Source organism: candidate division KSB1 bacterium (genome assembly GCA_034506255.1).
In the GTDB taxonomy this organism is placed as follows: domain Bacteria; phylum Zhuqueibacterota; class Zhuqueibacteria; order Zhuqueibacterales; family Zhuqueibacteraceae; genus Coneutiohabitans; species Coneutiohabitans thermophilus.
In genome coordinates this window covers 508,486-533,440 of the sequence record JAPDPX010000004.1, presented here as the reverse complement: position 1 = coordinate 533,440, position 24,955 = coordinate 508,486, and the positions used below count along the sequence as shown (strand labels likewise).

20 protein-coding genes are annotated in these 24,955 nt (G+C 59.3%); 10 read left to right on the top strand and 10 right to left on the bottom strand.

The window, feature by feature from the left end:
• Positions 1-52: 52 nt before the first annotated feature.
• The 5 genes from gpmA to ONB52_10600 form a co-directional block, all read right to left on the bottom strand.
• Positions 53-799, bottom strand: a complete 747-nt coding sequence (gpmA, locus tag ONB52_10620; GenBank protein MDZ7416590.1) for a 2,3-diphosphoglycerate-dependent phosphoglycerate mutase — start codon at positions 797-799, stop codon at positions 53-55.
• Positions 800-1,369: 570 nt separating this feature from the next.
• Positions 1,370-2,404: a PorV/PorQ family protein gene (locus ONB52_10615; GenBank protein MDZ7416589.1), complete on the bottom strand. Its 1,035-nt coding sequence runs from the start codon at positions 2,402-2,404 to the stop codon at positions 1,370-1,372.
• A gap of 85 nt (positions 2,405-2,489) precedes the next feature.
• A complete protein-coding gene (locus ONB52_10610; protein MDZ7416588.1) occupies positions 2,490-5,918 on the bottom strand; it encodes a hypothetical protein in 3,429 nt (1,142 codons plus the stop codon).
• 73 nt (positions 5,919-5,991) lie between these two features.
• Complete coding sequence (locus ONB52_10605) at positions 5,992-6,369, bottom strand: four helix bundle protein (GenBank protein MDZ7416587.1); 378 nt, start codon at positions 6,367-6,369, stop codon at positions 5,992-5,994.
• A 153-nt stretch (positions 6,370-6,522) separates the two neighbouring features.
• Positions 6,523-9,204, bottom strand: coding sequence for a TonB-dependent receptor (locus ONB52_10600; protein ID MDZ7416586.1), 2,682 nt, complete (start codon positions 9,202-9,204; stop codon positions 6,523-6,525).
• Between ONB52_10600 and ONB52_10595 the strand changes: the two genes are divergently transcribed.
• A complete protein-coding gene (locus tag ONB52_10595; protein MDZ7416585.1) occupies positions 9,203-9,616 on the top strand; it encodes a hypothetical protein in 414 nt (137 codons plus the stop codon). The two genes, ONB52_10600 and ONB52_10595, sit on opposite strands and share 2 nt — an antisense overlap.
• Before the next feature lie 416 nt (positions 9,617-10,032).
• On the opposite strand, the gene ONB52_10590 is transcribed toward ONB52_10595, so the two are convergent.
• On the bottom strand, positions 10,033-13,203 hold the full coding sequence (locus ONB52_10590) for an FG-GAP-like repeat-containing protein (GenBank protein ID MDZ7416584.1): 3,171 nt from the start codon (positions 13,201-13,203) through the stop codon (positions 10,033-10,035).
• Between the two features lie 119 nt (positions 13,204-13,322).
• Between ONB52_10590 and ONB52_10585 the strand changes: the two genes are divergently transcribed.
• Positions 13,323-13,541, top strand: coding sequence for a hypothetical protein (locus ONB52_10585; protein MDZ7416583.1), 219 nt, complete (start codon positions 13,323-13,325; stop codon positions 13,539-13,541).
• A 336-nt stretch (positions 13,542-13,877) separates the two neighbouring features.
• Here ONB52_10585 and mtnA read toward each other — a convergent pair whose 3' ends face one another.
• Positions 13,878-14,921, bottom strand: coding sequence for an S-methyl-5-thioribose-1-phosphate isomerase (mtnA, locus tag ONB52_10580; protein ID MDZ7416582.1), 1,044 nt, complete (start codon positions 14,919-14,921; stop codon positions 13,878-13,880).
• Here mtnA and ONB52_10575 point away from each other — a divergent pair.
• From ONB52_10575 to ONB52_10540, 8 genes are all read left to right on the top strand, one after another.
• On the top strand, positions 14,905-15,087 hold the full coding sequence (locus tag ONB52_10575; GenBank protein MDZ7416581.1) for a hypothetical protein: 183 nt from the start codon (positions 14,905-14,907) through the stop codon (positions 15,085-15,087). The two genes, mtnA and ONB52_10575, sit on opposite strands and share 17 nt — an antisense overlap.
• Before the next feature lie 309 nt (positions 15,088-15,396).
• On the top strand, positions 15,397-16,383 hold the full coding sequence (locus ONB52_10570; GenBank protein ID MDZ7416580.1) for a polyprenyl synthetase family protein: 987 nt from the start codon (positions 15,397-15,399) through the stop codon (positions 16,381-16,383).
• A gap of 72 nt (positions 16,384-16,455) precedes the next feature.
• Positions 16,456-17,493: an FAD:protein FMN transferase gene (locus ONB52_10565; protein MDZ7416579.1), complete on the top strand. Its 1,038-nt coding sequence runs from the start codon at positions 16,456-16,458 to the stop codon at positions 17,491-17,493.
• Positions 17,494-17,897: 404 nt separating this feature from the next.
• Positions 17,898-18,836 (top strand): SDR family oxidoreductase, encoded by a 939-nt coding sequence (locus ONB52_10560; GenBank protein MDZ7416578.1) that lies wholly within the window; start codon positions 17,898-17,900, stop codon positions 18,834-18,836.
• An 82-nt stretch (positions 18,837-18,918) separates the two neighbouring features.
• The gene (waaF, locus tag ONB52_10555) at positions 18,919-19,995 is read left to right on the top strand and encodes a lipopolysaccharide heptosyltransferase II (protein ID MDZ7416577.1); all 1,077 of its coding nucleotides are present in this window, start codon (positions 18,919-18,921) and stop codon (positions 19,993-19,995) included.
• Positions 19,996-20,022: 27 nt separating this feature from the next.
• Positions 20,023-20,502 (top strand): ribosome silencing factor, encoded by a 480-nt coding sequence (gene rsfS / locus ONB52_10550; GenBank protein MDZ7416576.1) that lies wholly within the window; start codon positions 20,023-20,025, stop codon positions 20,500-20,502.
• A 6-nt stretch (positions 20,503-20,508) separates the two neighbouring features.
• A complete protein-coding gene (gene argS / locus ONB52_10545) occupies positions 20,509-22,158 on the top strand; it encodes an arginine--tRNA ligase (protein ID MDZ7416575.1) in 1,650 nt (549 codons plus the stop codon).
• Positions 22,159-22,295: 137 nt separating this feature from the next.
• A complete protein-coding gene (locus ONB52_10540; GenBank protein MDZ7416574.1) occupies positions 22,296-23,213 on the top strand; it encodes a PfkB family carbohydrate kinase in 918 nt (305 codons plus the stop codon).
• A 112-nt stretch (positions 23,214-23,325) separates the two neighbouring features.
• Here the strand turns inward: ONB52_10540 and ONB52_10535 are convergent, their stop codons facing one another.
• From ONB52_10535 to ONB52_10525, 3 genes are all read right to left on the bottom strand, one after another.
• On the bottom strand, positions 23,326-23,925 hold the full coding sequence (locus ONB52_10535; protein ID MDZ7416573.1) for a DUF2911 domain-containing protein: 600 nt from the start codon (positions 23,923-23,925) through the stop codon (positions 23,326-23,328).
• 59 nt (positions 23,926-23,984) lie between these two features.
• Positions 23,985-24,308, bottom strand: coding sequence for a DUF3467 domain-containing protein (locus tag ONB52_10530; GenBank protein MDZ7416572.1), 324 nt, complete (start codon positions 24,306-24,308; stop codon positions 23,985-23,987).
• A gap of 134 nt (positions 24,309-24,442) precedes the next feature.
• On the bottom strand, positions 24,443-24,916 hold the full coding sequence (locus ONB52_10525; GenBank protein ID MDZ7416571.1) for a hypothetical protein: 474 nt from the start codon (positions 24,914-24,916) through the stop codon (positions 24,443-24,445).
• Between the last annotated feature and the right edge of the window lie 39 nt (positions 24,917-24,955).

The window sequence follows — 24,955 nt, the reverse complement described above, 5'->3', positions numbered from 1 at the left end:
GTGATCCCCGCAAAGACAAAGAGTGCCGGCCTGCCGGGAAAAGCGCCGCGGTTTATTTTGCCCGACCCTGGTTGGCCACTGCTGCCATGGCCTGTTTCACGGTCTCCGCATCGCCGAGATAATAGCTCCTGATCGGTTTGAGATCGTGATCCAGCTCATACACCAGCGGCACACCGGTGGGGATGTTCAACTCGACAATGTCGGCATCGGACACGTTGTCGAGATATTTTACCAGCGCGCGCAGGCTGTTGCCGTGCGCCGCAATGATCACGCGTCGGCCGGCGCGAATGGCCGGTGCGATCTTCTCATGCCAGTCGGGCAGAAAACGCGCCACGGTGTCTTTCAAACACTCGGTCAGCGGTATTTCATGCTCCTGCAAATGGCGATAGCGCGGATCATGGCCGGGGTAGCGCGGATCACTTTTTTCCAGCGCCGGCGGCTGCACATCATAGCTGCGGCGCCAGATTTTCACCTGCTCCTCGCCGAATTTGGCCGCCGTTTCCGCCTTGTTCAGACCCTGCAGTGCGCCATAGTGGCGCTCGTTCAACCGCCAGGAGCGGTGCACCGGAATCCACATGAGATCCATTTCATCGAGCACGAGCCACAACGTGCGGATGGCGCGTTTGAGCACCGAGGTGTAGGCCACATCGAAAACATAGCCGTTCTCTTTCAACACCCTGCCGGCAGCATGCGCCTCCGCGAGGCCTCGTTCGGACAAATCCACATCGGTCCAGCCGGTGAAGCGGTTCTCCTTGTTCCACACACTTTCGCCGTGACGCAAGAGCACCAGTTTGGTCATGAGTCAAACTCCTTTGGGTTTCCTGAAATCAGGCGGGCCGGCGGGGTGGCATCACAAAACAATCCTGTATCAATCGCCGGTGTGCCCGTTGTTTTACAAGACTCATCATGCCTGACAGGAAAGCCGGCCGCCATGAAATTCGCATCGATTCGAAAACGTTCCGCCTGCGACTGAGCCGGGGGGCGCTGCAACGCCGGCAGCGTGCCCGCACCTGAAAAGATGTCCGCCGCATGACAGGCGATAACCCTGTTCAGTAGAAAAAAATGCCGATGTGTCGCGCACCGCTTCCATCATTGATGCCGCCCGCACTTCTCGCAGGCAATCTCATTGGCCGGGCGCACTGGTGTGTGCGCCTGCCGCAGTCCACTGCACCGGCGGCATCATGCCGCGACAGCGGCGCGCGGTTCTGTCGCTGACCAGGTGACCGGCATAAGCTAAAAGATTTTTCCACAAATGCCAGTTCCTCCTGCCGCCCGGCCGCAATAGAAAACCCTCTGCACAGCGGAAGGCTGCACAGAGGGGTTTTTGCTTCCCGGACAGGACGGGCGCAGAGAGCGCGGGCACGCCGGCTCAGAAACTCACGGCCAGCGAAAAACGCTGCACGTTTTCCAGCAGGCCGAAATCGGCGTAGGCATAATCGATTTTCAAGATCGTGCTGCTGCCCCACAGGCGATAGTGCAGACCACCGCCCAGCGTGAGGCCCTCTTCGCTCGCCGAGCGGAACAGCGTGGAATAGCCGCCGCGCAGGAAGAGCATTTCATTGAACACCACTTCGGCACCGGTGTTGACGCTCTCGGTGTTGTCGTTGGGATGAAGCGCATCCAGGCCGACCGTTACCCGCATGTTGTCGTTCTGGTAAATCTCCGTCGCCACCCCGACACGAAAGCCCAGCGGCAACGGGAACTTGTCGGTTTCATACATCGCATTGACAAATTCGACATTGCCTTCATTGAACGGATCGGGATCATTGCTGAAGCGGATGTCACGGCCATCGAGGCGAAGATCACTGCCGAAATTGCTGATACACGCACCCAATCGGATGTTGCGAAAGGGGGTGGTGAACAGGGCACCGATATCGAGCGCCACGGCATTCGCACTCATGTGCCAGATGTTCTGGCGGATGAACTTGGCGGTGCTGCCGATGGCAAAACGGTCAGTCAGCCGGCGTGCGAAGGTCAGGCCCAACGCCAAATCGCTGGCGGTGAACAATTCGCCGGTGCCTTCCGGCTGTTCAACGGTGCGGACAAAATCCTCCGGCGTGCTCAAGCTCGTCACGCTCAAACCCAGCGTGCCCAGCCCCCGCACTTCGAAACCCACGGCGGCATAATTGAAATTCATGCCGGCCAGCCATTCGTTGTGCACGAACATCGCCCCCAAACCCTGATAATGCCCCAGCCCCGCGGGGTTCCAATACATCGCGCTCAAGTCGCCGGCCATCGCGGCGAAGGCGCCGCCCATGGCCGTGCCGCGTGCATCCACGCCGATCTTCAGAAACTGCGCGACGGTGGTGCCGGTCTTAGTGATGGTTTGTGTGTTATCCACCTGTGCCTGCACGGCCGCTGCCGTCGCCAAAAGCAGGGTCAGACTGCGGAACCATCTTCTCATGTTTTCGCTCCAGAAAGTTGTGCGGCAGGTGACCTCGGCGGCGGAAACCGCCCGCCGGCCGGCCCTGACGCTGCCCGCCGTGTGCTCACTTGATCACTGCGAACCGCCCGATCTTTTGTCCGAGCGGACCGGCATCCACATGATACAGGTAAATGCCGTAGGCCAGCGGGAAATTATCGCGCGTGGTCAGGTTCCAGAAGGCCTGGCCATTGTCGATGGTGGAGTGATGCTCGAGGATGTCCACCAGCTCGCCGGTGACCGTGAAAATCCGGATGGTGCAATCCTTGGGCAGCAAATCGAAATAGAGCCGGCGTTCGCCGCGGTCGCGCGGATTCTGCCGGTCGAGTGGCTCGATAATATTGGTGACGACATAGGGATTGGGCACGACACGGATGCGGTCGAGCGAATTGGCGGCGAGTGCCTCATCCACGTGCGCAGCTTTGGTTTTGAAACTGTAGACGTCTTCCGCGGTGAACGGCCGGCTGGTGGCGATGAAATACACATCCCCGGCCGCGGGCGCAACGGGATTGCTGGACGGCGGCTGGAAGGTGAACTCCCAGGTCTGCACCAGGCCCTGATCGCCCAGCAGGATCACGGCGCGCTCATTCGGCGTCCACAGGCTGTCAACCTTCACCGTTTCCAGATAGACCATGCGCTGCTTCTTGGGGATGCGGCCGCGGGTCACCTCCCACACTTCGATTTTGGACTTGATGAAGCCGAAGCCCGGCCGGGCACTACTGTCCACAATGGTGTTGAAGAAGCGGATCTCATAATCCGCCGGATACTTGTTGCGATCGACACCATTGAACGGTTTGACACTGGCGAGATAATTGGATTTGCTCGTGGACGTCCAGCCGCTGCGGCTGGCATCGAGATTGAGCGGCACATCCTGCACGAACAGCCGCATGCCGTCGAAAAACGGATTGGCCTCTTCAAAATTGAGCAACCGGCTGTCCTTGATGGCGAAATAACGAAACACCGCACGCAGAGCCTGGCTCTCGCTGATGGCGCCGCCCGGCAGCACCCGCACGAATCCGGCCTCCGGCTGCAGCTCATAGTCCGTGCCGCGCGTGAACAAGCGCCGGCCATCGGCGGTGGTAAGCACGAAGGTGGTGTCATTGACATTGAGATGCGGCATGCGCACGAATTGATTCACCCGCGCGTTGAAGGTGTGAATCACCGGCTTCATGTCCTCCACACTGTAGCGCACAGGGTTGGTGGCAAAGCGCACGTGAAACTCGTTGTTATCCTCCACCGCCCGCGGATCGACGATTTCGATCTTCAGCGTGCCGGTGGCCACACCGCTGCGGTGTGTGATGCGATGGGTTTCGCCATTGTCTTCCAGGGCACTGACCACATAGCCGGCGCTCGGTGCGCGCGGCACCACCCGCACGGTATTGACGTCCAGAATCAATTCGTTGCTCTCAGGATTCAGCGTGATGTTCTTCGAACATTCGGTCGGCGCGATTTTCTGCGCGACATCGCCGTGATCATAGGCAACCACCGCATAGTAGTAAGTCTGGCCGTTGATCACGTTGTTGGAGTCGATGAAGGCATGGCGCAAGCCGGAGTTGTTGCCGAGATAATAGGACACCCCCCGTCCCGGGTAGGGCACGGTGCTCAGCCCGCTGTACTCGTTGACCAGATCAAAGCGCGCGGGCGCACCGGTGACCGTTTTCAATGGCTCGAACAGAAAGCGCGTGCCGTTGGCATCGGTGATCACCTGCTGGTCGAGAAAATTCGGATCCGTGCTGCGATAGATGACGTAGCCCTCGAAGTCGAACTTTTCGGAAACCGGATCAAACGAGGACTCCGCCACGTTGTCCCAATACAACGTGACTTTGCGGTCGCCCGGCACCGCCGTCACCGTCGGTTTCTCCGGCGGCTTGGCAAACTGGTAGTTGATTTCGTAAATCTGCTGCGCGGTCTGCGCGTTAAGCAGCAAATCCTCCAAATCCTGTCCCACCAGCAGCGCGATCGAAAAGCGGCGAATCGCCTTGGCGGGGAGCTCGATCGGGCCGGAGCCATAGAGAAACACATAATCGCCCGCCTGTGTGGCATTGGCAGAATCGAATTTGCCCGCTGTCATGTAGTTGCGGAAGATGTACTCATCCGCGGAGATCACATTCTGCCCGCCAAAGGGCGGCGCCGCAAAACTGGTCAGGCCGATCTGATCGGATTCATCCAGATCGGTGAATTCGAAATTCGGTTCGCCCGGTTCGCGAATATCGAAGGGGTCGCCGGCGGTGGGCACGCCGTCGCCTTCGCCGCGATCGCCGGTGTTGGGCACGCCGTCCACGCCGACATCGTGCTTGTCCGCCACCCAGTCGCCATCGTTGTCGAGGCCGTCGGTCTGGCTTTCATCAATGTAACCGTCGTTGTCATTGTCGATGCCGTCCAGCGGATTGCCGGGGCTTTCCAGAAATTTGTAACCGAAATAACCCGGCGCGCGGCCGGCCACGTCGCTTTTGCCGTCCTCGTCCCAGGAGTAAACCATGTTGAGCGAGCGATCAAAGAAGGAAAGATCATCCTGCCAGTTGCTCGGCCCGCCAATGTGGGGATCACCCCACATGCCGAAATAGACATTGTGCAGGTCCTTGTCGCTCTTGTTGGTGATTTTGTAGATCAGAAAGATGATGTCTTCGGCGAGCGGATTCGACCATTGATAATAGCGAAATTCCACTTCCAGACCGAGGCCGCGGCGGGTCGAATCATTCACAAAGGGGTAGTACTGGAACTCCTTGTTGCGGCGGTCATCGCACACGAAGAACGATTCCATGTCGGCATTGCTCGCGCCCTGGCGCAGCGCGCCCGGCCAGACGTAACGCTTCAAATTCGGGTTGTACCAGCCGTCCGGCCAACTGTCGGGCTTGCCGTCGCCATCGCGGTCCAGATCATTCACCGTCGGGATGCGGTTGCTTTGCGGATTGGCATAGGGGATGCGGCCGTCATCGCTGGAGGCGAGCGGCTCCCAGCCCCAGAATTCCTTGCCGTCGGGTGAGACCTCGCCGCCGTTGGAAATCAAACCATCGCTGATGCAAATCGCCACCCACATGGTGTCGCCGTTGGGTTTGATCACCGGATTGCCGGCGGCATCGCGTTTGATGTAGGCATCGCGATGGCTGCGCGGCGGCACCTCGATTTCCGCGGCAATGAACGGTGCAAATTCATAGCCGTAGCCCAAACCCTCCCACACGATGTCGGTCGTCCGGTTCCCGGGGCTGGAGATCGAGCCGTAGTTCCAGATTTCCGTGGTGATCTTGTTGCCGTTGATAATCGCGCGCTGGCGCGGCGCCAGATTGTCGTTGCTGCCGGCGGCTTTGCGCAGCATTTTTTCACGCACCCGTTCGCGCCAGCGATAGTAATCTTCGTGGTCGGCCGCACTCCAATTTTTCTGCGGACCGTTGCGATACCATTCCAACGAGCCGCGACGAGGCCGCTCCTGCGCACTCGCGGCCGTGGCAACGAGGAACAGCAGCAGAAGAAGCAAACTTTCTTTCATTCTGAAATTCATGAATCCCTCACGGTTGGTCACAAGCTGGATGCTGGATACTGGATGCTGGATACTGGATAGATCGATTAGATTGTCACTTCTTGCTTAGGTGCTGCCGTTCGACGGATTGGATGAAGGAATTGATTTTCTTTCCCAACAACTGCAGCCGCTGGTGGAGATCATGATAAAGATCAGTATCTGTGAGTGAACCCGTCTCGAACAGCGTTTCGAGGTGATCGGTGGTTTCATCATTTGAGGCCAGCGAGCATATCAACAAACGGAGAGAGTCTTGTTTGTATGCCCGCCTGCCGAAGCCTTCCACGATCATCGATTTTACGGATTTTATCGAACGGCGTATCTGGCCTCCTTCTTCATACATTTCAAACTTTGGCAGCTTCTCAAGAGTCATTCTGTGAATATCAATGACCAACTGTCGGGCAAGCTGCCAAATCTCCAGATTTCGATAATTCATACGCCCCCCTTGCTCAGATAGCCTGCCTTTAAATGCCACTGATCAGTGGTCAGCGATCAGTAATCATCATCCCTCTTCAAAGATTCATCATCCATCTTCCAGCATCGAGTATCGAGTATCCAGATATCGAGCATCCAGCATCCAGCATCCAGCTCAAAATTCCACCGCCACGCCCACCTGCGCGGAACGCGGCGCGCTGTAAAAGTTCGGTCGGACTTGATACTCCGACCAGGTGTGCACCCCGGGCTCGCCGTAATGTCGCACGAACGCCTCCGTCTCCTGCAGCGTGCGGTTGACAAAGGTGTAGCCGGCACGCCCGGTGTCATCGAACACGAAGCGTTCGTTGCGGGTGTCGAACACATTGAAGACCTTGGCAAAAAGTACAAAATCGAAGTGGCGCAGCTTCACGTTTTTGAACACGCGCAGATCGAGATTCTTCTGCCAGGGTTTGTTGCCGCTGTTGGCGGTGGGCACATAGTTGGCGAAGGGAATGTTGGGCGTGTGCGGCCAGCCACTGCCAATTTTGGCAATGAAGCTGAGGCCCCAGTTCCCCGGCTCGCTGAAGGTCACAGTGGTGTTGAGCAGATGGCGCTGATCCCAGGCCAGCGGCACCACTTGCTTTTCCTCCTCCAGACCGGAGAGCGCGCTGAAGAAGAAAGCCCCGCTGCTCACGTCATTGCCCTCCGCCTTTTGAAAAGTGTAGTCGATCCACGCCGAGAGTTTGGTCCCGGGATCATGCCGTTTGGTGAGGCTCAGGGTGAACCCCTTCACCTGGCCATAGTCCTTGTTCAAATAGATGCTGTAGCTGCGCGGACCGAACTGCTGTGATTGATAGTTGATCGTTTGCAGCGCGAGCAAATCGCGAATATCCTTGGAGAACAGACTCATCTCCAGCGCCAGCACCTCGCCGAGCTGCTGTTGCAGGCCGAATTCGTAGTTCACGGTTTTCTCCGGCTTGAGATTGGCGTAGCCGAAGTCGGTGAAGCCGGCCGCGCCGTAGACATTGCTGCCATAGAGGCGGCGCAATTCCGGCATCTGATAGAAGTGGCCGTAGGAGAAATGCAGGATGCCGCGATCGGTGATCGGGAACGCCACGCCCAGCCGCGGCGAGACCCGGTGCTTGGGTTTCGCCTCGGTGCGTGCGCCCTCGGGATCGAGCAGGCTCATGATGTAATCACTGTTGGGGTCGAAATAGTCGTAGCGCACGCCGGCATTGATGATCATGTCGCTGTATTCGATCTTGTCCTGCAGGTAGGCGGAGAAAAAGGTCGCGGTCTTGTCGTAGTAGGTGTGGCTCGGTGTTTCGTTTTCCGGTACCACCGTGGGCCGGCGGTAGAAATCGTTGTCATAAAGAATCGTGATGTTGCGCTCGCGCAACTCGTCACGCCGCAGGCTGATGCCGGTTTTGATTTCGTGGCGTGCGGTCACCTGGCCGGTGAAGTCGAGTTTGCCGCCCAGAGTTTTGGAGGCGCGGTGAAGGTGCCCCATCTGCATGCCGCCGAAGACGAAGGTGGCGCTGGAGGGCGCGCCCTGGATGCGGGTGGTGGGCACGTAGCGCGGGTCGGTGGGATCTTCATACACGAATTGCTTGAAATCCGTGGTGGCGTGGAAGAAATTGGCTTCGTAGAAGCTGCGCGTGAAGGCGTGATTGAGCTTGAGTGAATAGTTGTAGTTGTTGTCACGATAGTTGTAGATGCCGTCGGGATTGTAGCGATAGTCATGCACATAGCTTTTCCAGCGCGTGCGATCGTAAAGAAGCTGGGATGACAGTTTCAGGCGCGCGCCCAGACGATAGGTCAGTTTGCCGAGGAAGTTGAAATCACGGCTGGGATTCATGGGCACAAACGCACCGTCGCCGCCGCGCTCGAGGTACCAGTTGTTGTCATCCTTGAAATTGGCGGAGTCACCCGGCAAATGTTCGCGGATGCCGTAGAGATAGCCCTCATCCCGGTCATAACGAGCGCTGATGTTGAAGGTGAATTTGTCCCCGAAAAAAGGCACCGGACCGTTGAGGCTGCCGTCGAACACATAGCTGGCCAGCGGGTCGATATCGTCGATGTTGAAGAAAATGTCCCGTGCGTTGGAGAGATAATCACCGGTATAGGCGGAGAGATTGCCGCGGTACTCGGAACCGCCCTCCTTCACCTGAATGTTGACAATGCCGCTCATGGCGTTGCCATACTCCGCGTTGAACGCACCGCTGATCACGCGCAATTCTTCGATCGCCTGGTTGGAAACACCGTTGGTGAGCGCGTTGGTGAAAAACGGATTGACCACCGGCACGCCGTCGATGTAGTAGCCGATTTCATTCGAGCGGCCGCCGCGGATGTGCAGGGCGCCGTCGGCGCCGGTGTTGACGCCGGCCTGGGTGGTGAGCACGCCCACGAAAGTCTCCACCGGCAGTGCCTTGATCTCGTCTGCTGTGGCCACCTGCTGCGAGGCGGTCAGATCCTTTTGCACCAGCGGCCGTTCCGCCACCACCACCACTTCCTCCCCCTCTATGGCTTCCGGTGAGAGCGCGAAATCCTGCCGCGTGGTTTGATCGACGCTGACCCGCACATTTTCCAGCCGGACTTTGCCGTAGCCGATGAAGGAGACGCGCAGGGTGTATCTGCCTGAGGGCACGTTGAGAATCACGTAGTTGCCCTCGGCATCAGTGGAAGCGCCCAGGGTGGAACCTTCGATGATGATGTTGACGCCCGGCAGTGGTTCACCAGTTTGCTTATCCACCACCCGGCCGGCGATCTTGCCGCCGGTGGCGAAGGCGTTGAGGGAAAAACAAAACAATCCGCACAGCAGCCACAACCTGCGCACGTCTTTACTGCCCGAAATCATGTTGCAACCCTCCGGAAGAGTGTCAATATCGGTTACGGAAGTGGACCGTTTATTCGCCGGGGCCCAAGTTTGTCATATGCAGCAGCCCTGGGAACAATTTCAGCAGCGCGCCAATTCGTCACAACCTCCCAATAGTAACACGCTGAAGAAAAGATGGGGCCGCGAAGTTTTTTTGCACCGCGGCGTCCTTTGCGGTGCGAGTCTGGTGGCAGCTTGCCAGCCGCATTCCGCGACAACTTTTATACCCGCTGCTCCAGAAGCCGGGCGTTTTTTATGGTATTACCCTGTGAAAACTATCACAATCGCGAAGATTTTTTTGAACCGCCAAGGGCGCCAAGAACGCAAAGAGAATGACATGGCTTGCTTCATGCGCCAGAATCAACTGGAGATGGCTATGAATTATGAATATTGAGGCGATCACCGGAATAATCGTTGATACCGTCATATCAAGGTGCATCGTGCCCTTGGCCCGGGCTTACTGGAATCCGCTTCCCAACAGTGTGATGCTTATGCACTGCGCGAACGCGGCTTGCGAGTGGATGGCGAAGTATCGCCACCGACTCCCTATGGCGGCCAGCAGATTGCTGCCGGCTACCGCATTGACACGTTCGTCGAAGGTTGTATCAAAAACTGCTGCCCATACACGAGGCCCAACGACCGAACTGCTTGAAATGACACGACCGCCGCCCTACTTTTTCACCGCGTCAAGTGCCGCATTCGCTGCCCGCGACAGAAGAGGGCGCTGCACAACCGGCGGTGTGGCAACATGCCTCGGCAACAAACCAAGCCCGACCCGGGCACGCGGCCCGGGTCGGGCCCGGCCTCAGGTTACTTCAACAGGGTCATGCGTTTCGTCTTCTTGAAATTGCCGAATTCCAGCGAGTAGAGGTAGACACCGCTGGCGACACGCTGGCCCTTGTCATTTTTGCCATCCCAGCGCACGCGCTGGCGGCCGGCGTTTTGCAGCTCGTCTTTCACCAGCGTGCGCACCACCCGGCCCATCATGTCATAGATGCGCAGGCTGACTTTCTTGTTGAGCGGCAAAACATACTCGATGGTGGTTTCGGGGTTGAAAGGATTGGGATAGTTTTGCTCGAGCACATAATCCTCGGGCGTGACGAAGTCCACGGCATGCTGCTCGATGCCCGTGCCGCTCCCGACAAACTCGAGGCGCTGGAACGACCAGCTCTTCGGGTTTTTGATTTTGGTGAGCACGGAATCGTACTTGCCGGCAGTGGCATTCCACGTCAGGGTCAGCGTGCCAATGCTGTCCTGATTCGATTGGAAACTGGCGAGCAGCTCATAATTGCCATCATCGTCAAAGTCAATGCCCCGGCCGTTCCATTGCGCCTGCACTTTGGAGGCAAAGACATTGTGGATGGACTGCGTCGTGGTCACCACCCCCAGGGAATCCTTCACGACAATGTCGATGGGGTTGGTTTCGGAGCCCGTGAAGATATCCGGTTCGCCGGTGTAGATCACCTTTGTGGTATAATCAGCGGGATTGCGGGGGTTGCTGCCGGTCAGTTCGGCGCTGACGATCGTGCGGGGGAAACCGGCACCGGAGAAGATATTCACGCGGCCGTTTTTGTCAACATCGAACATGCTGGTTCCGAAAGTGGCGAAACGCGGCACAACCCTGACCACATGTGAGGCGTCAATGGAAAGCACGTCATCGCCGGGATTGTAGTCGATCACCCACAAGTCGCCGGTTTGAAAAGTCACGAAATAGGCCTCGTCATTGCCATCGCCATCGGCATCGCCTGCGGTGCCGCCAAACAGGGCAACGTAGTCACTGGGCGAGGTTGCCTGAAAATAGCGGGTGGGAGAATTGGGATCAGGCGCTTGATAGGCATTGGGACCGGTGACCGCAACATTGTAGAAATTGAAGAAATTCCAGGTGTGATTGACAATTTCCCAGTTGCCGTCGCCGTTGAGATCCGCGGGAACGGCATGATAGGGCGAGCCGCCGCCGTAATTCCCACGATCGACAAAGAACTCGGTCACCCAGCTTTCAAAGCTGCCGCCGGAGTTGTGTTCGATGTCGCCGACCACCGAAGTCACGAGCAATCCGCGCTTGCCCCCCGTCGCATTCCGGCGAATGCTGAGCAGGAGCTCCTGTTTGCCATCCTTGTCGATATCGATGACGTAGGGAATGCCTTCATGATCGGCGCGGAAGGCTTTGAAATCCGCAGCGCAGCAGGTGTCGATTTCGGTGTTGACGACGGAGGAGTACTTTGTTCCGAAATTGTCACTCCCCACGACGCCATCCCATTCATAAACATACCAGCCGGAAGGCTGTGAGGCTAGTGGGAAGATAATTTCCCATTTGTTGTCACCGTCCAAATCCCCAACCGTCACCACCCGCGGATTGGATCCCGGGTAGCGGTTCACGCCAGCCGCAGTGTCAGGCGGCGAGGACCACGCCAGTTCGAATTTGTCCGCGGCCTTGTTGTACTCGAAGAGCCGCACGCCGAGGCCGGCATAGTCGGTCAGGATCATTTCCTTGCTGCCGTCTTGATCGAGGTCGAAGCCGCCGATCACCGTGCGGCTGTTGCCCGTGTTGTCTTTCGCGTAGAGGGCATCGACATCATCGTGCATGATTTGATTGCGCTGCTCCCAGCCGTCCGCCAGCTTGTCCGCGGTGGTGGGATCATATTCCAGCACCAAAATCAGCGGCTGGCTGGGGTCGTCGGCGTAGCGGTTGGTGATCACCACTTCGCGCAGGCCGTCGCCGTCCAGATCGACCGGCGAGATGCGCAGGGGATAGTAGTAATCGACCGGATCTCCGACACTGTCGAGGATCTTTGTCCACTCGTAGCTGCTGGAATCAGCGGGCGACCCGATGCCGAGGTATTCGACACGATAAACTTTCTCCTTGTTGCCTGCCGCGACAATGATGTCGAACCGGCCGTCACGATCGATGTCGCCAATATCCCCGCCGCGCGAGAAGCGCTCGGGATCGAAAGTGCCGACGCGGCTGAAACTGGCGCCGGTGAGGGTGGCCACGTCGGCGACATCATTGAGAAAATACAACCGCCCATTGGTCATGGGGAACCACGCTTCCAGACCGGCATCGGCATCGACATTGGCGAACAGCAATTTGTGGCGATTGAAGGAGCCGGGATCATTCACCGGGAAGAGTTCATTGAGGTCAACTTGCAGGGCATAGGTGTCTTCGCCGGTGGCTTCGAAAATCGTGAAGCTGAAATTGTCCCAGGTATTGGCCCAGATTTCCTTGCGGCCATCGCCGTCGAAATCGATGACGTCGACATCGTACATGCCGCCGCCACCGAGCAGGTCTTCGCCGGCGGCGAATTCCACCTGAAACGAGGCAAAGTCGTCGAAAGTGGCGGAGGCCAGCTCGACCACCAGCATTTCGCGGCGGCCGGCCGTACGGGAGACGACGACCAGTTCGATTTTGCCATCACCATCGATGTCATCCAGTTTCAAACCGGCGGGGCGGAAGTCCAAAGCCGGATCCTTGCCGAAATCGTAAGTGAGGGTGGGGTTGGCGGGGAAGGCGCCGGTATCATCCTGCTCGAAGATGAACAGTTTGTTGGGATTGTTGATGGTGGGCACGCCGAAATAAATTTCCCATTTGCCATCGCTGTCGATGTCGCCATAAGTCAGCGCCGGAAAGGAATTCGTTGCTTCCGGCATGGTGTAGTGCCAAACGTGGGTGTAAGTGTCGTTGCCCGTGGCTTCATAAAGATAGAGGTCGAGGAAGCCGGGATCGGGGCCGCCCGGTGAGAGGGTTTCATCGGTGGCGAACAGGATCTCCCGCCGGCCGTCGCGGTCGAAATCCATGCCGACTTCGACTTTGCTGCTGCCGAAATACTGCACGTTGCGAAAATTGCCGTCGGTGCGCGGATTCAACGCCCAGGAAATTTTGAATCCCGGGCCGGTGTTGTACTGCGCCTGCACCACCTGCAGCCACGAGCCGGTGAGCAGCAGCGCCAACGTCGCACCAGCAACACACCTTGCCACTTTTCCCATCGCGTACCTCCATTTCAATGGACAAAGGCTATACTACAGTGGGTTGAACAAGAAGTAAGTATTGGCGGAAAGGAAAGCCCGGCATCACCGAACACCGGCGCCGTTTGCCGCAGGCAGAAATGTCGGCAATCACGAACGAGGAAAAATTGCAGGGATGTGGTTTAACCATGCCGGCGATCAAGACCATTCATTTGCGCAGCAAGACCGGTGATTTTGGGGATGGCAAGCTTCCTGTTCGAAGCCGCAGGCTCCACTCCGGGGGCTGGCATGCAGGCCATCGCGTGACGGTTGCGATGTCCTTGGGATTGCAGGTGCCGTGCGCGCCGTCCGGCACTTGATTGTGGGCGGGCAATATAAAAGCTTTTGGCCATGCTGTCAAGCGCCTTTTTCTCCCCTCCGACGTATCGCCGCGGTGACGAAGGGCGTGCGAGCATCTTGCTTGCTGTCAGAATGACTGCGCTACATTCCCCCCTGGGGGTGAGGCATTCCTCTGCAAATTGCACCCCTCCCTGCCGACCAGATCGTCATTCGTGACTGTCTGCAAAGGCTGTGGCGGTGCTCACACCGTGGTTTCGAAAACTGCATGCCGCGAAGCGGTTCCGATGATTTGGAGGCGGCGGTCAGGCCGTTGCAGCATCATGTTTTCAAAAGTTGCGATTGCGGACAGCCACGCACTATCTGCTCTCCAGCTTGCCGAGGTTTTCGATATAAGGCGGACGAATGACGCCGGCTTCGGTGATGATGGCGGTAATCAGCTCGTGCGGGGTGACATCAAAGGCGGGGTTGTAGACGCGGCAGCCCTGCGGCGCGGTGCGGCGGCCAAAGCCCTGTGTCACCTCCGCCGCTGCGCGTTCTTCGATGGGAATCTCTGCGCCCGAGTTTTTGCTGAAATCGATGGTGGAAATTGGCGCGGCGACATAGAAGGGAATGCCGTGACGCTGTGCATTCACCGCCAGGCTGTAGGTGCCGATCTTGTTGGCGGTGTCGCCGTTGCGCGCAATACGGTCGGCGCCGACGAGGCAGCAATCGATATGGCGGCGCTGCATGACGAAGGCGGCGGCGCTGTCACAGATGAGTGTGCAGGGAATGCCCTCGTTTTGCAGCTCCCACATGTTCAAACGCGCGCCCTGCAACAACGGCCGGGTTTCATCGACGAACACGTGCAGGCGTTTGCCCCGGCTGTGAGCGGTGAACAGCACGCCCAGGGCGGTGCCGTAATCGGCGGTGGCGAGTGCGCCGGTGTTGCAATGGGTGATGACCGTGGCCTGATCGGGCAGCAGCCCGGCGCCATGACGTCCGAGCGCGCGGCACACCACGCGGTCGCGCTCGTGAATGTCAAAGGCCTCGGCGAACAGGGCTTCCTTGATTTCAGTGACCGAGGCCTCGCGCAGTCTGAGCGCCACCGCCTGCATGCGATCAAGCGCCCAGCCGAGGTTGACGGCGGTCGGCCGCGTGCTGCGCAGATAGCGAATGGCGCGATCCATCTCCAAAAACAGGGCTTCCCTGCCGTGCTCTTCCTTGATGCGTTGCACGCTGAGCAGAACACCGAAAGCGGCGGCAATGCCGATCGCCGGCGCACCCCGCACCCGCAGGTTTTTGATGGCCTCACCAAGATCATCCACCTCGGCGATCTCGAGATAAACCAGCTCATCAGGCAGGCGGGTTTGATCGATCAAGCGGACTTTGTGGTGGTGCCAGTCGATGGTGGTCACCGGCATAGCCCTCTCCTTGCATTGCGATTGGGTGGACGTGCGTCGTGCCGACCACAATCCGGCCGGCGGCCGCAGCGTGGTTTTGGGCCAAGAAAAGAATTTTGCTTTCAAAGTCAACCCCGGCGGCTCTCTTTTGCTGAAAGGCCGTGGCAGCTTCCAAATTTCCGGTTGACAAACGTCCGCTGAATGCTTAATATTTCGCGGCATTGCAAGCACCGCAACCACAAAATGGCGTGTTGTGCGTGACGCGAAGAAACGATATTTTCACAGCATTTTCCCGCAGGTTGAAGTGAACCACGGTGCTTGTCATCCTGCGAGAATCCGGCCCGCCGCAGAAGGCTCATGGCATGGGCTGGTTCATTCCAGCATCTGGCACAAAAGGCTGCAGCATGACAAAGGGGCAAGCACTCTTTATTTCAGGGGAAAAAACAAAAGAGGAGGCCGGCCCCCTGCCGGTTGAGAAGTGAGAGAGGGATTTGGGTTGAAGCTGAAAGACATCATTGAGCCGATCAAAGACGATCTCGAGGCCTTCGAGCAGGAGTATAAATCCCTTCTCAAATCCGACATTTTTTTGATTGATCAGATCGTTCACTATCTCATCTCCCATCGCGGCAAACGATTGCGCCCGATCATCGTGCTGTTGATCAGCCGCATGAATGGCGCGCCTCCCACCGTCAAGCGTCTGAAAGCCGCGGCCATTCTTGAACTGCTGCACACCGCCACCCTGGTGCATGACGATGTCGTCGATGATTCCTATCGCCGCCGCGGTTTCCCCTCGATCAACTCGATTTGGAAGAACAAGGTCTCGGTGTTGATGGGCGACTATTTGTTCTCCAAATCGTTGCTGGCCATGCTGCACCTGGGCGATGCCAAGGCCTTTGCCATCATATCGCGCACGGCCGAGCGCATGAGCCAGGGCGAACTTTTGCAACTCGAGCGCAGCCGCGATTATTGGATGGAGGAGGCGATTTATTTCCGCTTGATTGCCGACAAAACTGCGGCGCTGATCGCCGCTGCCTGCCAGCTCGGCGGCATGGCAAGCGAGCAATCCGACGCCGAAATCGAACTCATGGGGGAGTTCGGCGAGAAGGTGGGCATCGCGTTTCAAATCCGCGACGATTTGCTCGATTTGCTCGGCGAGGAAAGTGTGATCGGCAAGCCGTCGGGCAACGACATTCGCGAAAACAAAATCACCCTGCCGCTGCTGTATGCCCTCAAGCAGGCGGCCAAGTCTGAAGCCCGGGAAATCATCCGGCTGGTGCGGCGCGGTGCCACCTGGCGCTCGCGCCGGAGCGATTATGAACGCATTGTCGAGTTCATCAGGCGCCAGGGCGGCGTGGAGTATGCCCATCAAACTGCCAGCCGCTATTGTGATGAAGCGCTGTCCCTGTTGGCTCATTATCACAATTCGCCCTACAAGGAGGCGCTGACCAAACTGGTGCGCTTTATCACCATGCGCGAGCATTGATTGCCGGTCGTCGCATTGCAACGACGCTTCCCACAACCAACGGCTGTTTGCGCCCGCGTCCTGACCGCGGGCATGACGGCCATCCCGTTCTTTCTCAGTTGCCGCCCGGCGCCCGAGATTTACACCGTCGCACGGACGCGCGTATTGCTGGACACCGCCGTGACGATCAAGATCCATCTGCCCGACTCCAGCCGGCAGGCGGAAGCCGGCGCGGCCATCCAGGAAGCCTTTGCGGCAATCGCGCGGCTGGATTCCGCGCTGTCATCCCACCGCAACGACAGTGAAGTGGCCGCGCTCAATCGCGCCGGTGCGCAGGGCGGCAGATTCACCCTGTCCGCGGATTTGGATACGGTTCTGGCAGCTGCCCTCGAAGTCAGTCACCGCAGTCACGGCGCGTTTGACATCACGATTGCGCCAGTGCTCGCGTTGTGGCACTTCGGCACGGACTCCGCACAGGTGCCGGCGGCAGAGGCCATCCGCGCACGGCTGGCACACGTCGGGTATCAACATTTGCGTCTGACCACCGCGGGGCCGGGTGGCCATGCGCAGGTGGTGTTTATGCAACCCGGCATGGCCATCGATCTCGGCGGCTTGGCGCGCGGCTTTGCCATTGATCGTGGCATCCAGATCCTGCGCCAGCGCGGCTTTGCCGATGTCATGGTTGCCGCGGGCGGCGATGTGCGCGTGCACACTTCTGGCTTGACTGCCGGCCGGCAGCGTATTCAAATTCGCCATCCGCGCGCACCGGATCGTTTTTTCGCCCACTTCAAAGCCGGCGGCGGCGCGATGGCCACCTGCGGCGATTACGAACGCTATTTGGAACAGAGGGGCCGGCGTTATCATCACCTTCTCGATCCCCAAACCGGTTATCCGGCCCGGGCTGCCGGCACGCGGCAACAGATGTTGAGCGCCACGGTGGTGGCGCCCACCGCCATGTTCGCGGAGGCCTACGCCAACGCAATCTTCGTGCTGGGGCCGGAAGCGGGTATCGCATTGGCAGAACAAGTCGAAAGATTGGAGGCGCTGGTTATCTACATGGAGGCGGGCAAACTGCGCTGGCGGGCCACGGAAAATTTCAAGAAGCGGCTGGAGGAGGTGGCGGAGGAGTGAGGCCGTGGCCGGCGAATCTGGCGGGCAGAATCATGAACGGCTGACATTGGTGAGAGCGAGCGGTGGTGCGCAGCAATTCCTCTCAGTAACGTGTGGAGTAGCGCAGACCTCCCTCCCCGCAGACAAGATGTCTGCGCCACGTTTCCACACGTAACTGAGGCATTACGGTGCGCAGGAGGTTGCATGAGAATGTTGAATCGGGTTGCAGTGAGCGAATGTTCCAGACCCGGCAGCAGTGTTTTTTGACGCAACGGCCGGACCGTTGCCGAAACCTTTTTGCTCAAAAAGACAGAGTCGCAAGGTTGCAATTCTTCTGACAACGCTGTGTTGAACACCAAGTTTATCGCAACCCCGTTTCGTCGCCTTGCTTGCGCCGGGCGGCGCGCAGCGGCATGCAGGGCAGCATGAGCCGGATTTTGATTACTGGCGGCGCCGGGTTTCTCGGCTCGCATCTCTGTGAATTTCTCCTGCGGGAAGGACACGAGGTGATAGCCCTGGACAATCTCTCCACCGGTTCGCTGGCGAACCTCGCGCATTTGCCGGCCGGCCGGCTGCAATTCATCAAGCAAGACGTCACTGAATACCTGCACCTCTCCGGCCGGCTCGATTATGTGCTGCATTTCGCCTCGCCCGCCAGCCCGGCAGATTATTTGCAGATGCCGATTCAAACATTGAAAGCCGGCGCGCTGGGAACGCACCGGGCCCTCGGCCTGGCGAAAAACAAGGGGGCGACGTTTCTGCTGGCCTCGACTTCCGAGGTCTATGGCGATCCGCGTGAGCATCCGCAGCGGGAGGAATATTTGGGCAATGTCAATCCGGTGGGGCCGCGCGGGGTTTATGACGAGGCCAAACGTTTTGCCGAAGCACTGACCATGGCGTATCACCGCACACACGGGCTGGACACCAAGATCGCGCGCATCTTCAACACCTACGGCCCGCGCATGCGCCTGGATGACGGCCGGGTGATTCCGGCTTTCGTGCGCCAGGCGCTGCGCAACGAACCGCTCACGGTTTTCGGCGACGGCTCGCAGACGCGCAGTTTCTGCTATGTCGATGATCTCGTTGCCGGCGTGTACCGCCTGCTGTTGTCGGATTGCCATGAGCCAGTCAATCTGGGCAATCCCCATGAAATGACCATTCGTGCGCTGGCCGAGGCGGTCATTCAAGCGACCGGCAGTCGCAGCGCCATCGTGTACAAACCCTTGCCCGCGGATGACCCCAAAACCCGCCAACCCGACATCTCGCGGGCGCGCGCCTGGTTGAATTGGGAACCGCGCGTGGGGTTTGCCGAGGGGCTGGCCGCCACCATTGCGTGGTATCGCCGGCAAATGGGGCTGGCATGAGCACAGTCCGGTGGTGCGGGAAGTGCCGGTGCCCGGCCTGCGACAGAGCAGGGCACGAGCCCGAGTCGGTCACGAGCTCATCATGCAGCAAATCGTTTTGGCCGATGGGGAGTCAATCCCGACGGTGAAACGCATTTTGATCCTGCGGCTCAGCTCGATCGGCGATGTGGTGCTGGTCTCGCCCCTGGTGCGGGTGCTGCGCCGGCGTCTGCCACAGGCGGAAATCGATTTTGTCGTGAAAGCCGAGTTCGCCGAGCTGATGCGGCACAACCCGCATCTCAATGCGGTTCATGAGGTGCCCACCGCCGCACGGCTCGCAGGTTTGCAGCGCCTGCGTGAAAAACTGGCCGATCGGCGCTATGACACCGTGCTCGATCTGCACAAAAATTTTCGCACGCAGTATTTGCTTCACGGCCTGGGTGCCGGACAGGTGTTGCGCTACCGCAAGCATGTGGTGCGGCGCTGGCTGCATGTCCGCTTCAAGCTCGCCACCATGCGGAATCTGCCGCCGGTCTATCAGCGCTATCTGCAGGCGGCGGCGCCCCTGGGGGTGAGGGATGATGGCGCGGGCACGGAGCTGCACTGGCTGCCTTCGCATGAAGCGGAAGCAGCGCAAGCCCTGCCGCTGACAGCGCATGATCGCACGCTCCCCATGCTGGCCCTGGCGCCGGGCGCGGGTTATTTCACCAAACGCTGGCCGCCGGAATATTTTGCCGAGCTGGCCGGGCTCCTGCTGGCGCGCGGCCGCGATTGTTGGATTGCGGTTTTGGGTGGCGAGCAAGACCGTGCCGCCGGCCAACAAATTGCAGCCGCCGGCCACCGGGTGATCGATCTCACCGGCCGGCTTTCGCTGCTGGCGGCGGCGGCTGTGCTGGCGCGCAGCCGGTTGGTGGTGGCCAATGATTCCGGCTTGATGCACATGGCCGAGGCCGTCAAAACGCCGGTGCTGATGCTCGCCGGTTCCACCACGCGCGCGCTGGGATTTTTCCCGCAGCGCCGCGAATCCCTGGTATTGGAAAACCAGGCACTCCCCTGCCGGCCATGCAGCCATCTCGGCCATGCGGCGTGTCCCCGCCGGCACTTTCGCTGCATGCGGGACATAACCCCGGCGCAGGTGGTGGCGGCACTCGAGCGCTGGCGGCCGGACCTGCTCCGCTGACTCTCTGCCACGAGCAATCTCTCTGTGATGGAGGCAACCATCTCTACACAAACCGAATCCTCCCGTCCGCGGCCGACGGTCAATGGCCGCGACCGCCACGAGTCATTGCCCTCACGCGAGCTGGCGCTCGCCGCCGTCCGTCTGGCGCTTGAAAAAAAAGGGGGCGAGATCAAGCTGCTCGATTTGCGCAAGCTGACCAGCATCACCGACTATTTTCTGATCTGCACCGGCAACACCGACACCCATGTGCAGGCGCTCGCCGATCACATTGTCGAGCAGCTCGAATTGCGCCAGATCAAACCCTGGCACGTGGAAGGCCGTGAAAGTCTGCGCTGGGTGCTGATCGATTACGTCGATGTCGTGGTGCACATTTTTCAGCCGGAAGTGCGCGAGTTTTACGGTCTGGAGCGGCTGTGGGGTGATGCAGAAATCGAAGAATTCCATGATGAGACCGGCACCCCGCCGCAAAACCCGGCGGGGATGAACCATGCCGGCAGCAAGGATTGAAAGGCCATGAACCGCAACGCGGAAAATTATCTCGAAGAGATCATCGCCGCGGCGCTCGCACGGCTGGGCTGGCCGGCAACGGCGATTGTCATCAACCGGCCGCGCCAGGAGGGCTTTGGCGATTTTGCCACGCCTGTGGCGATGAATCTCGCCAAGATCCTGAAGAAGCCGCCCAGAGCGCTGGCCCAGGAGCTGCAGGCCGCCCTGGTTTTTGATCCAAAAATCATCGGCCGGGTCACCGTCGCTGGCCCGGGCTTTCTCAATTTTCATTTCACTCCCGGCTATTGGCAGCACGTGCTGGCGGCGGTTTTGCAGCAGCGCGAAGCGTTCGGCCGGAGCACCTGGGCAGCCGGCAAAAAAGTCAACCTGGAATTCGTCAGCGCCAATCCCACCGGCCCGTTGAACGTGGTCAATGCCCGCGCCGCCTCCATCGGCGACGTGCTGGCCAATCTGCTGCAGGCGGTGGGCGCGGAAGTGGTGCGCGAGTACTACATCAACGATGCCGGCCAGCGCGTGAAGGCGCTCGGCTATTCGATCAGCTCGCGCTACATGAATCTCTTCGGAATCGACGAGCCTTTCCCGGAGGATGGCTACCACGGCGAGTATGTGCGGGATTTGGCGGTGCAGCTCCGCGAGGAATTCGGTGACCGTTTCGTGCCGCTGTCGCTGGAGGAGCGCAGCCGGGAATTCACCACGCTCGGCCTGGCGCGCATCATCGCCGCGCAACGCCGGACCCTGGCGGAGTTCCGTGTCCACTACGACGTCTGGTTCAGCGAGCAAAGCCTGCTGGCAAGCCGGCGCGAGGAGGAGGTGCTGCGCCTGCTGCATGAGCGCGGGGCGAGTTACGAGAAGGACGGTGCGCTCTGGTTCCGCTCCTCACAATTCGGTGACGAGCAGGATCGCGTGCTGGTCAAGAAAGACGGCGAGCCCACCTATTTTCTCGGCGACATCGCCTATCACATGGACAAATTCCGGCGGGATTTCAACCAATTGTACGATCTTTGGGGGCCGGACCATCACGGGCACGTGGCGCGCATGAAGGCGGCGCTGGTCGCGCTCGGCTATCCGGCCGGCAGCTTCGAGGTGCGCATCATTCAGCAGGTGAATTTGCTGCGTGGCGGCGAACTGGTGAAGATGTCCAAGCGCAGCGGCAACCTCATCGAAATGCGCGAACTGATCGACGAAGTCGGCGTCGATGCCGCCCGCTTTTTCTTCCTGATGCGCACGCTCGATTCGCCGATGGATTTCGATCTCGATCTCGCCAAAAAGCAAAGTGACGAGAATCCGGTTTACTATGTGCAGTATGCCCACGCGCGCGTGTGCAACATCCTGGCGTATGCCGCGGAACAGGGCCATCCCCTGCGCAGCGATGGCGACCTGAGCCGGCTGCGCGAACCCGAGGAAATCGCGGTGCTGCGCAAACTCTCCGAGTTTCCCGAAACCGTTTCCAAAGCCGCGCGCTTTCTGGAGCCGCACCGCGTGACCACTTTCCTGCAGGAGCTGGCCGCGACCTTTCACCATTTCTATCAAAACCATCGCGTGGTGGGCACCGAGGCTGATCTCACCCGCGCCCGCCTGCAGTTGGTGGAGGGTGTGCGTATTGTACTGGCAAACGCACTGCGTTTGCTCAATGTGAATGCGCCCGAGCGCATGTAACGCCGGGCGCCAACGGCTGCCCGCACCAGCCATGATGGCCGGTGGCAAATGGCGGCCGCCGCGATGCGCGAGCCGGGTGCTGTGACGGCTTGCGGGCGGCAGGGCTGTTTTCGTTACTCGCAGAAAGGGTATTGCGCATGAGTCTCCTGGTCGTGGGTTCCCTTGGGCTGGATACGGTGGAGACCCCGTTTGGCAAGGCCGACAACGTCATCGGGGGGACGGCAATTTATTGCGGGGTGGCGGCGAGCTATTTCACCACGGTGCGGCTGGTGGGCGTGGTGGGGGAGGACTTTCCCCAGGCAGAGATCGATTATTTCCGGCAGCGCGGCATCGATCTCAGCGGCCTGGAGATCAAACCCGGCAGGAGTTTTAGCTGGGGCGGCCGGTATCATCACGATTTGAACATGCGCGACACGCTGTTCACACATTTGAATGTGTTCGAATCGTTTCGCCCCACCCTGCCGCCGCAATATCGCGACACCCCCTTTGTGTTTCTCGGCAACATCGGCCCGTCGTTGCAGCTCGAGGTGTTGCACCAGTTGACCACGCCGCCGCGGCTGGTGTCGCTCGACACCATGAACTACTGGATCGAGCGCACCCCGGAGGAGCTTTGCAAAGTCCTGCGCCACGTCGATGTCCTGCTGGTCAATGACTCGGAGGCACGGCAGCTCGCGCGCGAAGCCAATCTCGTCAAAGCCGCGCGCTACATTCACGACCTCGGCCCCAAAACCATCATCATCAAAAAGGGCGAACACGGCGCGCTCATGATTTCGCGCGGCCAATACTTCTGGGCGCCGGCCTATCCGTTGGAGAATGTCTTCGACCCCACCGGTGCGGGCGACACCTTTGCCGGTGGTTTCATGGGCTATCTGGCGCAGGCGGGCACCATCGAGGAACCCACGCTGCGCCAGGCGGTGATCTACGGCAGCACCTTCGCCAGCTTCGTGGTCGAGGATTTCAGCCTGCGGCGCATCCGCAACCTCAGCCAGGAGGAAATCATCCGGCGCTTCAACGAGTTTCACACCATGACGCGCTTCACCACGCCGTGGGAGTAACCCCCGCCGCAAACAAAAATCCCACAGGGAAGCGCCACCGCTTCTTCTGTGGGATTGGCATTTCGGGAGAAACGAAATTCCTCCTCCGCCCGCCGGCAGACGGGCGACGGCTTTATGGCGCGGCGGGCACGCTCGCGGTGAAATCCACCGACAGGACGCTCGGGCCCCACATGGCCTTGAGGGTGCCGTCGGTGTCATTGTGGGCGAGCACGGCGATGGTGAAGCGCTCCACCGAATCGGGATTGGTCGACATGGTCATGGGAATCATGGCCAGTTCTTCGCCAGCCGGATACTCATGCCCCCAGATGCCGGTTTTCTTGTTGAAAATCAACTCCCATTGCCCGTCCCTCACCTTTTTCATCCACAGAGAATAGCGGCCGCGCGGCACCACAGTTTCGCCAAAATGCAGGTCGGCGTCGGTGGTGATTTCCGTGGCCTCGTTCATGCCCATGCGCCAAACCATGCCGTCGGTGGCCTGCGCCAGCATGTCGCGGCCTTTCAATTGCGGCCGGCCGTAGTCGATGCTGACCTGCAGCGCGCCGAAACGGGCGCTGGCCGTGCCGCGGTCGCCCTCCGCCATGGTTTCGGCGGCCGGCTGGCCGGCACTCATGCCGGCTTCGCTTTGGGGTTCTTCCTTTTTGCTGCACATGGCAAGCGCCAGTGCCAGCGCGAACACCAGGCCGGCGCGTGCCAGTTTGAGGGATGGCTTCATGGACTGCTCTCCTCGGATTGAAGAAGGGTGGGACAAATATCAGTTGATTGACAGCCGGTTCATCCGGCGGCTTCGCCGGCTTCCACCGGCGGTTTGAAGCCGAAATCCCTGGATTTCTGATCGCCGAACAATTTGATTTCACCAAAGGCGCTCTCATATTTCTCGAGGTTCTCCTGCAGCGCGCGCACGAAAGATTTGGCGTGCTGCGGGGTCATAATGATGCGCGTCTGCACCCGCGCCTTGGGCGTGCCCGGAAAGTAACGCACAAAATCGATCACGAACTCTGCTGCGGTGTGATTGATAATCGCAAGATTCGAATAAATGCCTTCGGCTTCCTTTTCACCGAGCTCGATGTTGATTTGCTGTGGCATGCCGTTGCTCATGGGTCAATCTCCGATTTGAGGTCGGGGGAACGATACAGCTTTCACACTTGAGAGTCAAACGAAATGTCCGGTCGTTGGTAACGCCCCGGTTGTTGATAAAGCAGCGCAGGTCTCCCCCGCTTCATGCGGCCGATTTATGGAGAGGCAAAACACCTGTTTTCACCGCGAGGCGCCGAGTCTGCGAAGAACAGTCTCCTGCAACCGGAATCTTGCACCCGGATTGCTCCCTCCGCGCGAAACGCCGATTTGATCGCGACGCCCAACCACCCAAGCGGTGGGGCATAAAAAATTTTGCCGGCAAACGTGCGGTCCACTCCGGCAGGGGTGCACTTCACACGCGCCACTTCCTCCGGACAAGAGCAAGCCCGCATGCAAAATTCCGGCAGCACAACCGCGATGCAACCCTCGGTATCAGAATCAAACACAAACCATCCGCCCACGAAAACAGAAATCCCACGGAAAAAGCCATTTCGTGGCAGGCCATTTTCGTGGGAGAGAAGCCCTGACGCCTTCGGCAAACGGGTGAATTTCGCACTCAGTGCTGCTGCACATCCGAAAAAGGTTTTGCCTGACTTCGAACGGAATAACTGGCGGCGTTTTGTGAACACGTCATTTCCCCCATGCAACCGCAACCCCGCATGCAAAAT

Bases quoted from the DNA above. Each gene is read 5' to 3' on its own strand.
- gpmA (MDZ7416590.1), bottom strand. From the start codon at position 799: ATGACCAAACTGGTGCTCTTGCGTCACGGCGAAAGTGTGTGGAACAAG.
- rsfS (MDZ7416576.1), top strand. From the start codon at position 20,023: ATGGAGGCAACCATCTCTACACAAACCGAATCCTCCCGTCCGCGGCCG.
- ONB52_10595 (MDZ7416585.1), top strand. From the start codon at position 9,203: ATGTTGCAACCCTCCGGAAGAGTGTCAATATCGGTTACGGAAGTGGAC.
- ONB52_10540 (MDZ7416574.1), top strand. From the start codon at position 22,296: ATGAGTCTCCTGGTCGTGGGTTCCCTTGGGCTGGATACGGTGGAGACC.
- ONB52_10610 (MDZ7416588.1), bottom strand. From the start codon at position 5,918: ATGAATTTCAGAATGAAAGAAAGTTTGCTTCTTCTGCTGCTGTTCCTC.
- argS (MDZ7416575.1), top strand. From the start codon at position 20,509: ATGAACCGCAACGCGGAAAATTATCTCGAAGAGATCATCGCCGCGGCG.
- mtnA (MDZ7416582.1), bottom strand. From the start codon at position 14,921: ATGCCGGTGACCACCATCGACTGGCACCACCACAAAGTCCGCTTGATC.
- ONB52_10535 (MDZ7416573.1), bottom strand. From the start codon at position 23,925: ATGAAGCCATCCCTCAAACTGGCACGCGCCGGCCTGGTGTTCGCGCTG.
- waaF (MDZ7416577.1), top strand. From the start codon at position 18,919: ATGCAGCAAATCGTTTTGGCCGATGGGGAGTCAATCCCGACGGTGAAA.
- ONB52_10560 (MDZ7416578.1), top strand. From the start codon at position 17,898: ATGAGCCGGATTTTGATTACTGGCGGCGCCGGGTTTCTCGGCTCGCAT.
- ONB52_10605 (MDZ7416587.1), bottom strand. From the start codon at position 6,369: ATGAATTATCGAAATCTGGAGATTTGGCAGCTTGCCCGACAGTTGGTC.
- ONB52_10590 (MDZ7416584.1), bottom strand. From the start codon at position 13,203: ATGGGAAAAGTGGCAAGGTGTGTTGCTGGTGCGACGTTGGCGCTGCTG.
- ONB52_10530 (MDZ7416572.1), bottom strand. From the start codon at position 24,308: ATGAGCAACGGCATGCCACAGCAAATCAACATCGAGCTCGGTGAAAAG.
- ONB52_10585 (MDZ7416583.1), top strand. From the start codon at position 13,323: ATGTCGGCAATCACGAACGAGGAAAAATTGCAGGGATGTGGTTTAACC.
- ONB52_10600 (MDZ7416586.1), bottom strand. From the start codon at position 9,204: ATGATTTCGGGCAGTAAAGACGTGCGCAGGTTGTGGCTGCTGTGCGGA.
- ONB52_10615 (MDZ7416589.1), bottom strand. From the start codon at position 2,404: ATGAGAAGATGGTTCCGCAGTCTGACCCTGCTTTTGGCGACGGCAGCG.
- ONB52_10575 (MDZ7416581.1), top strand. From the start codon at position 14,905: ATGGTGGTCACCGGCATAGCCCTCTCCTTGCATTGCGATTGGGTGGAC.
- ONB52_10565 (MDZ7416579.1), top strand. From the start codon at position 16,456: ATGACGGCCATCCCGTTCTTTCTCAGTTGCCGCCCGGCGCCCGAGATT.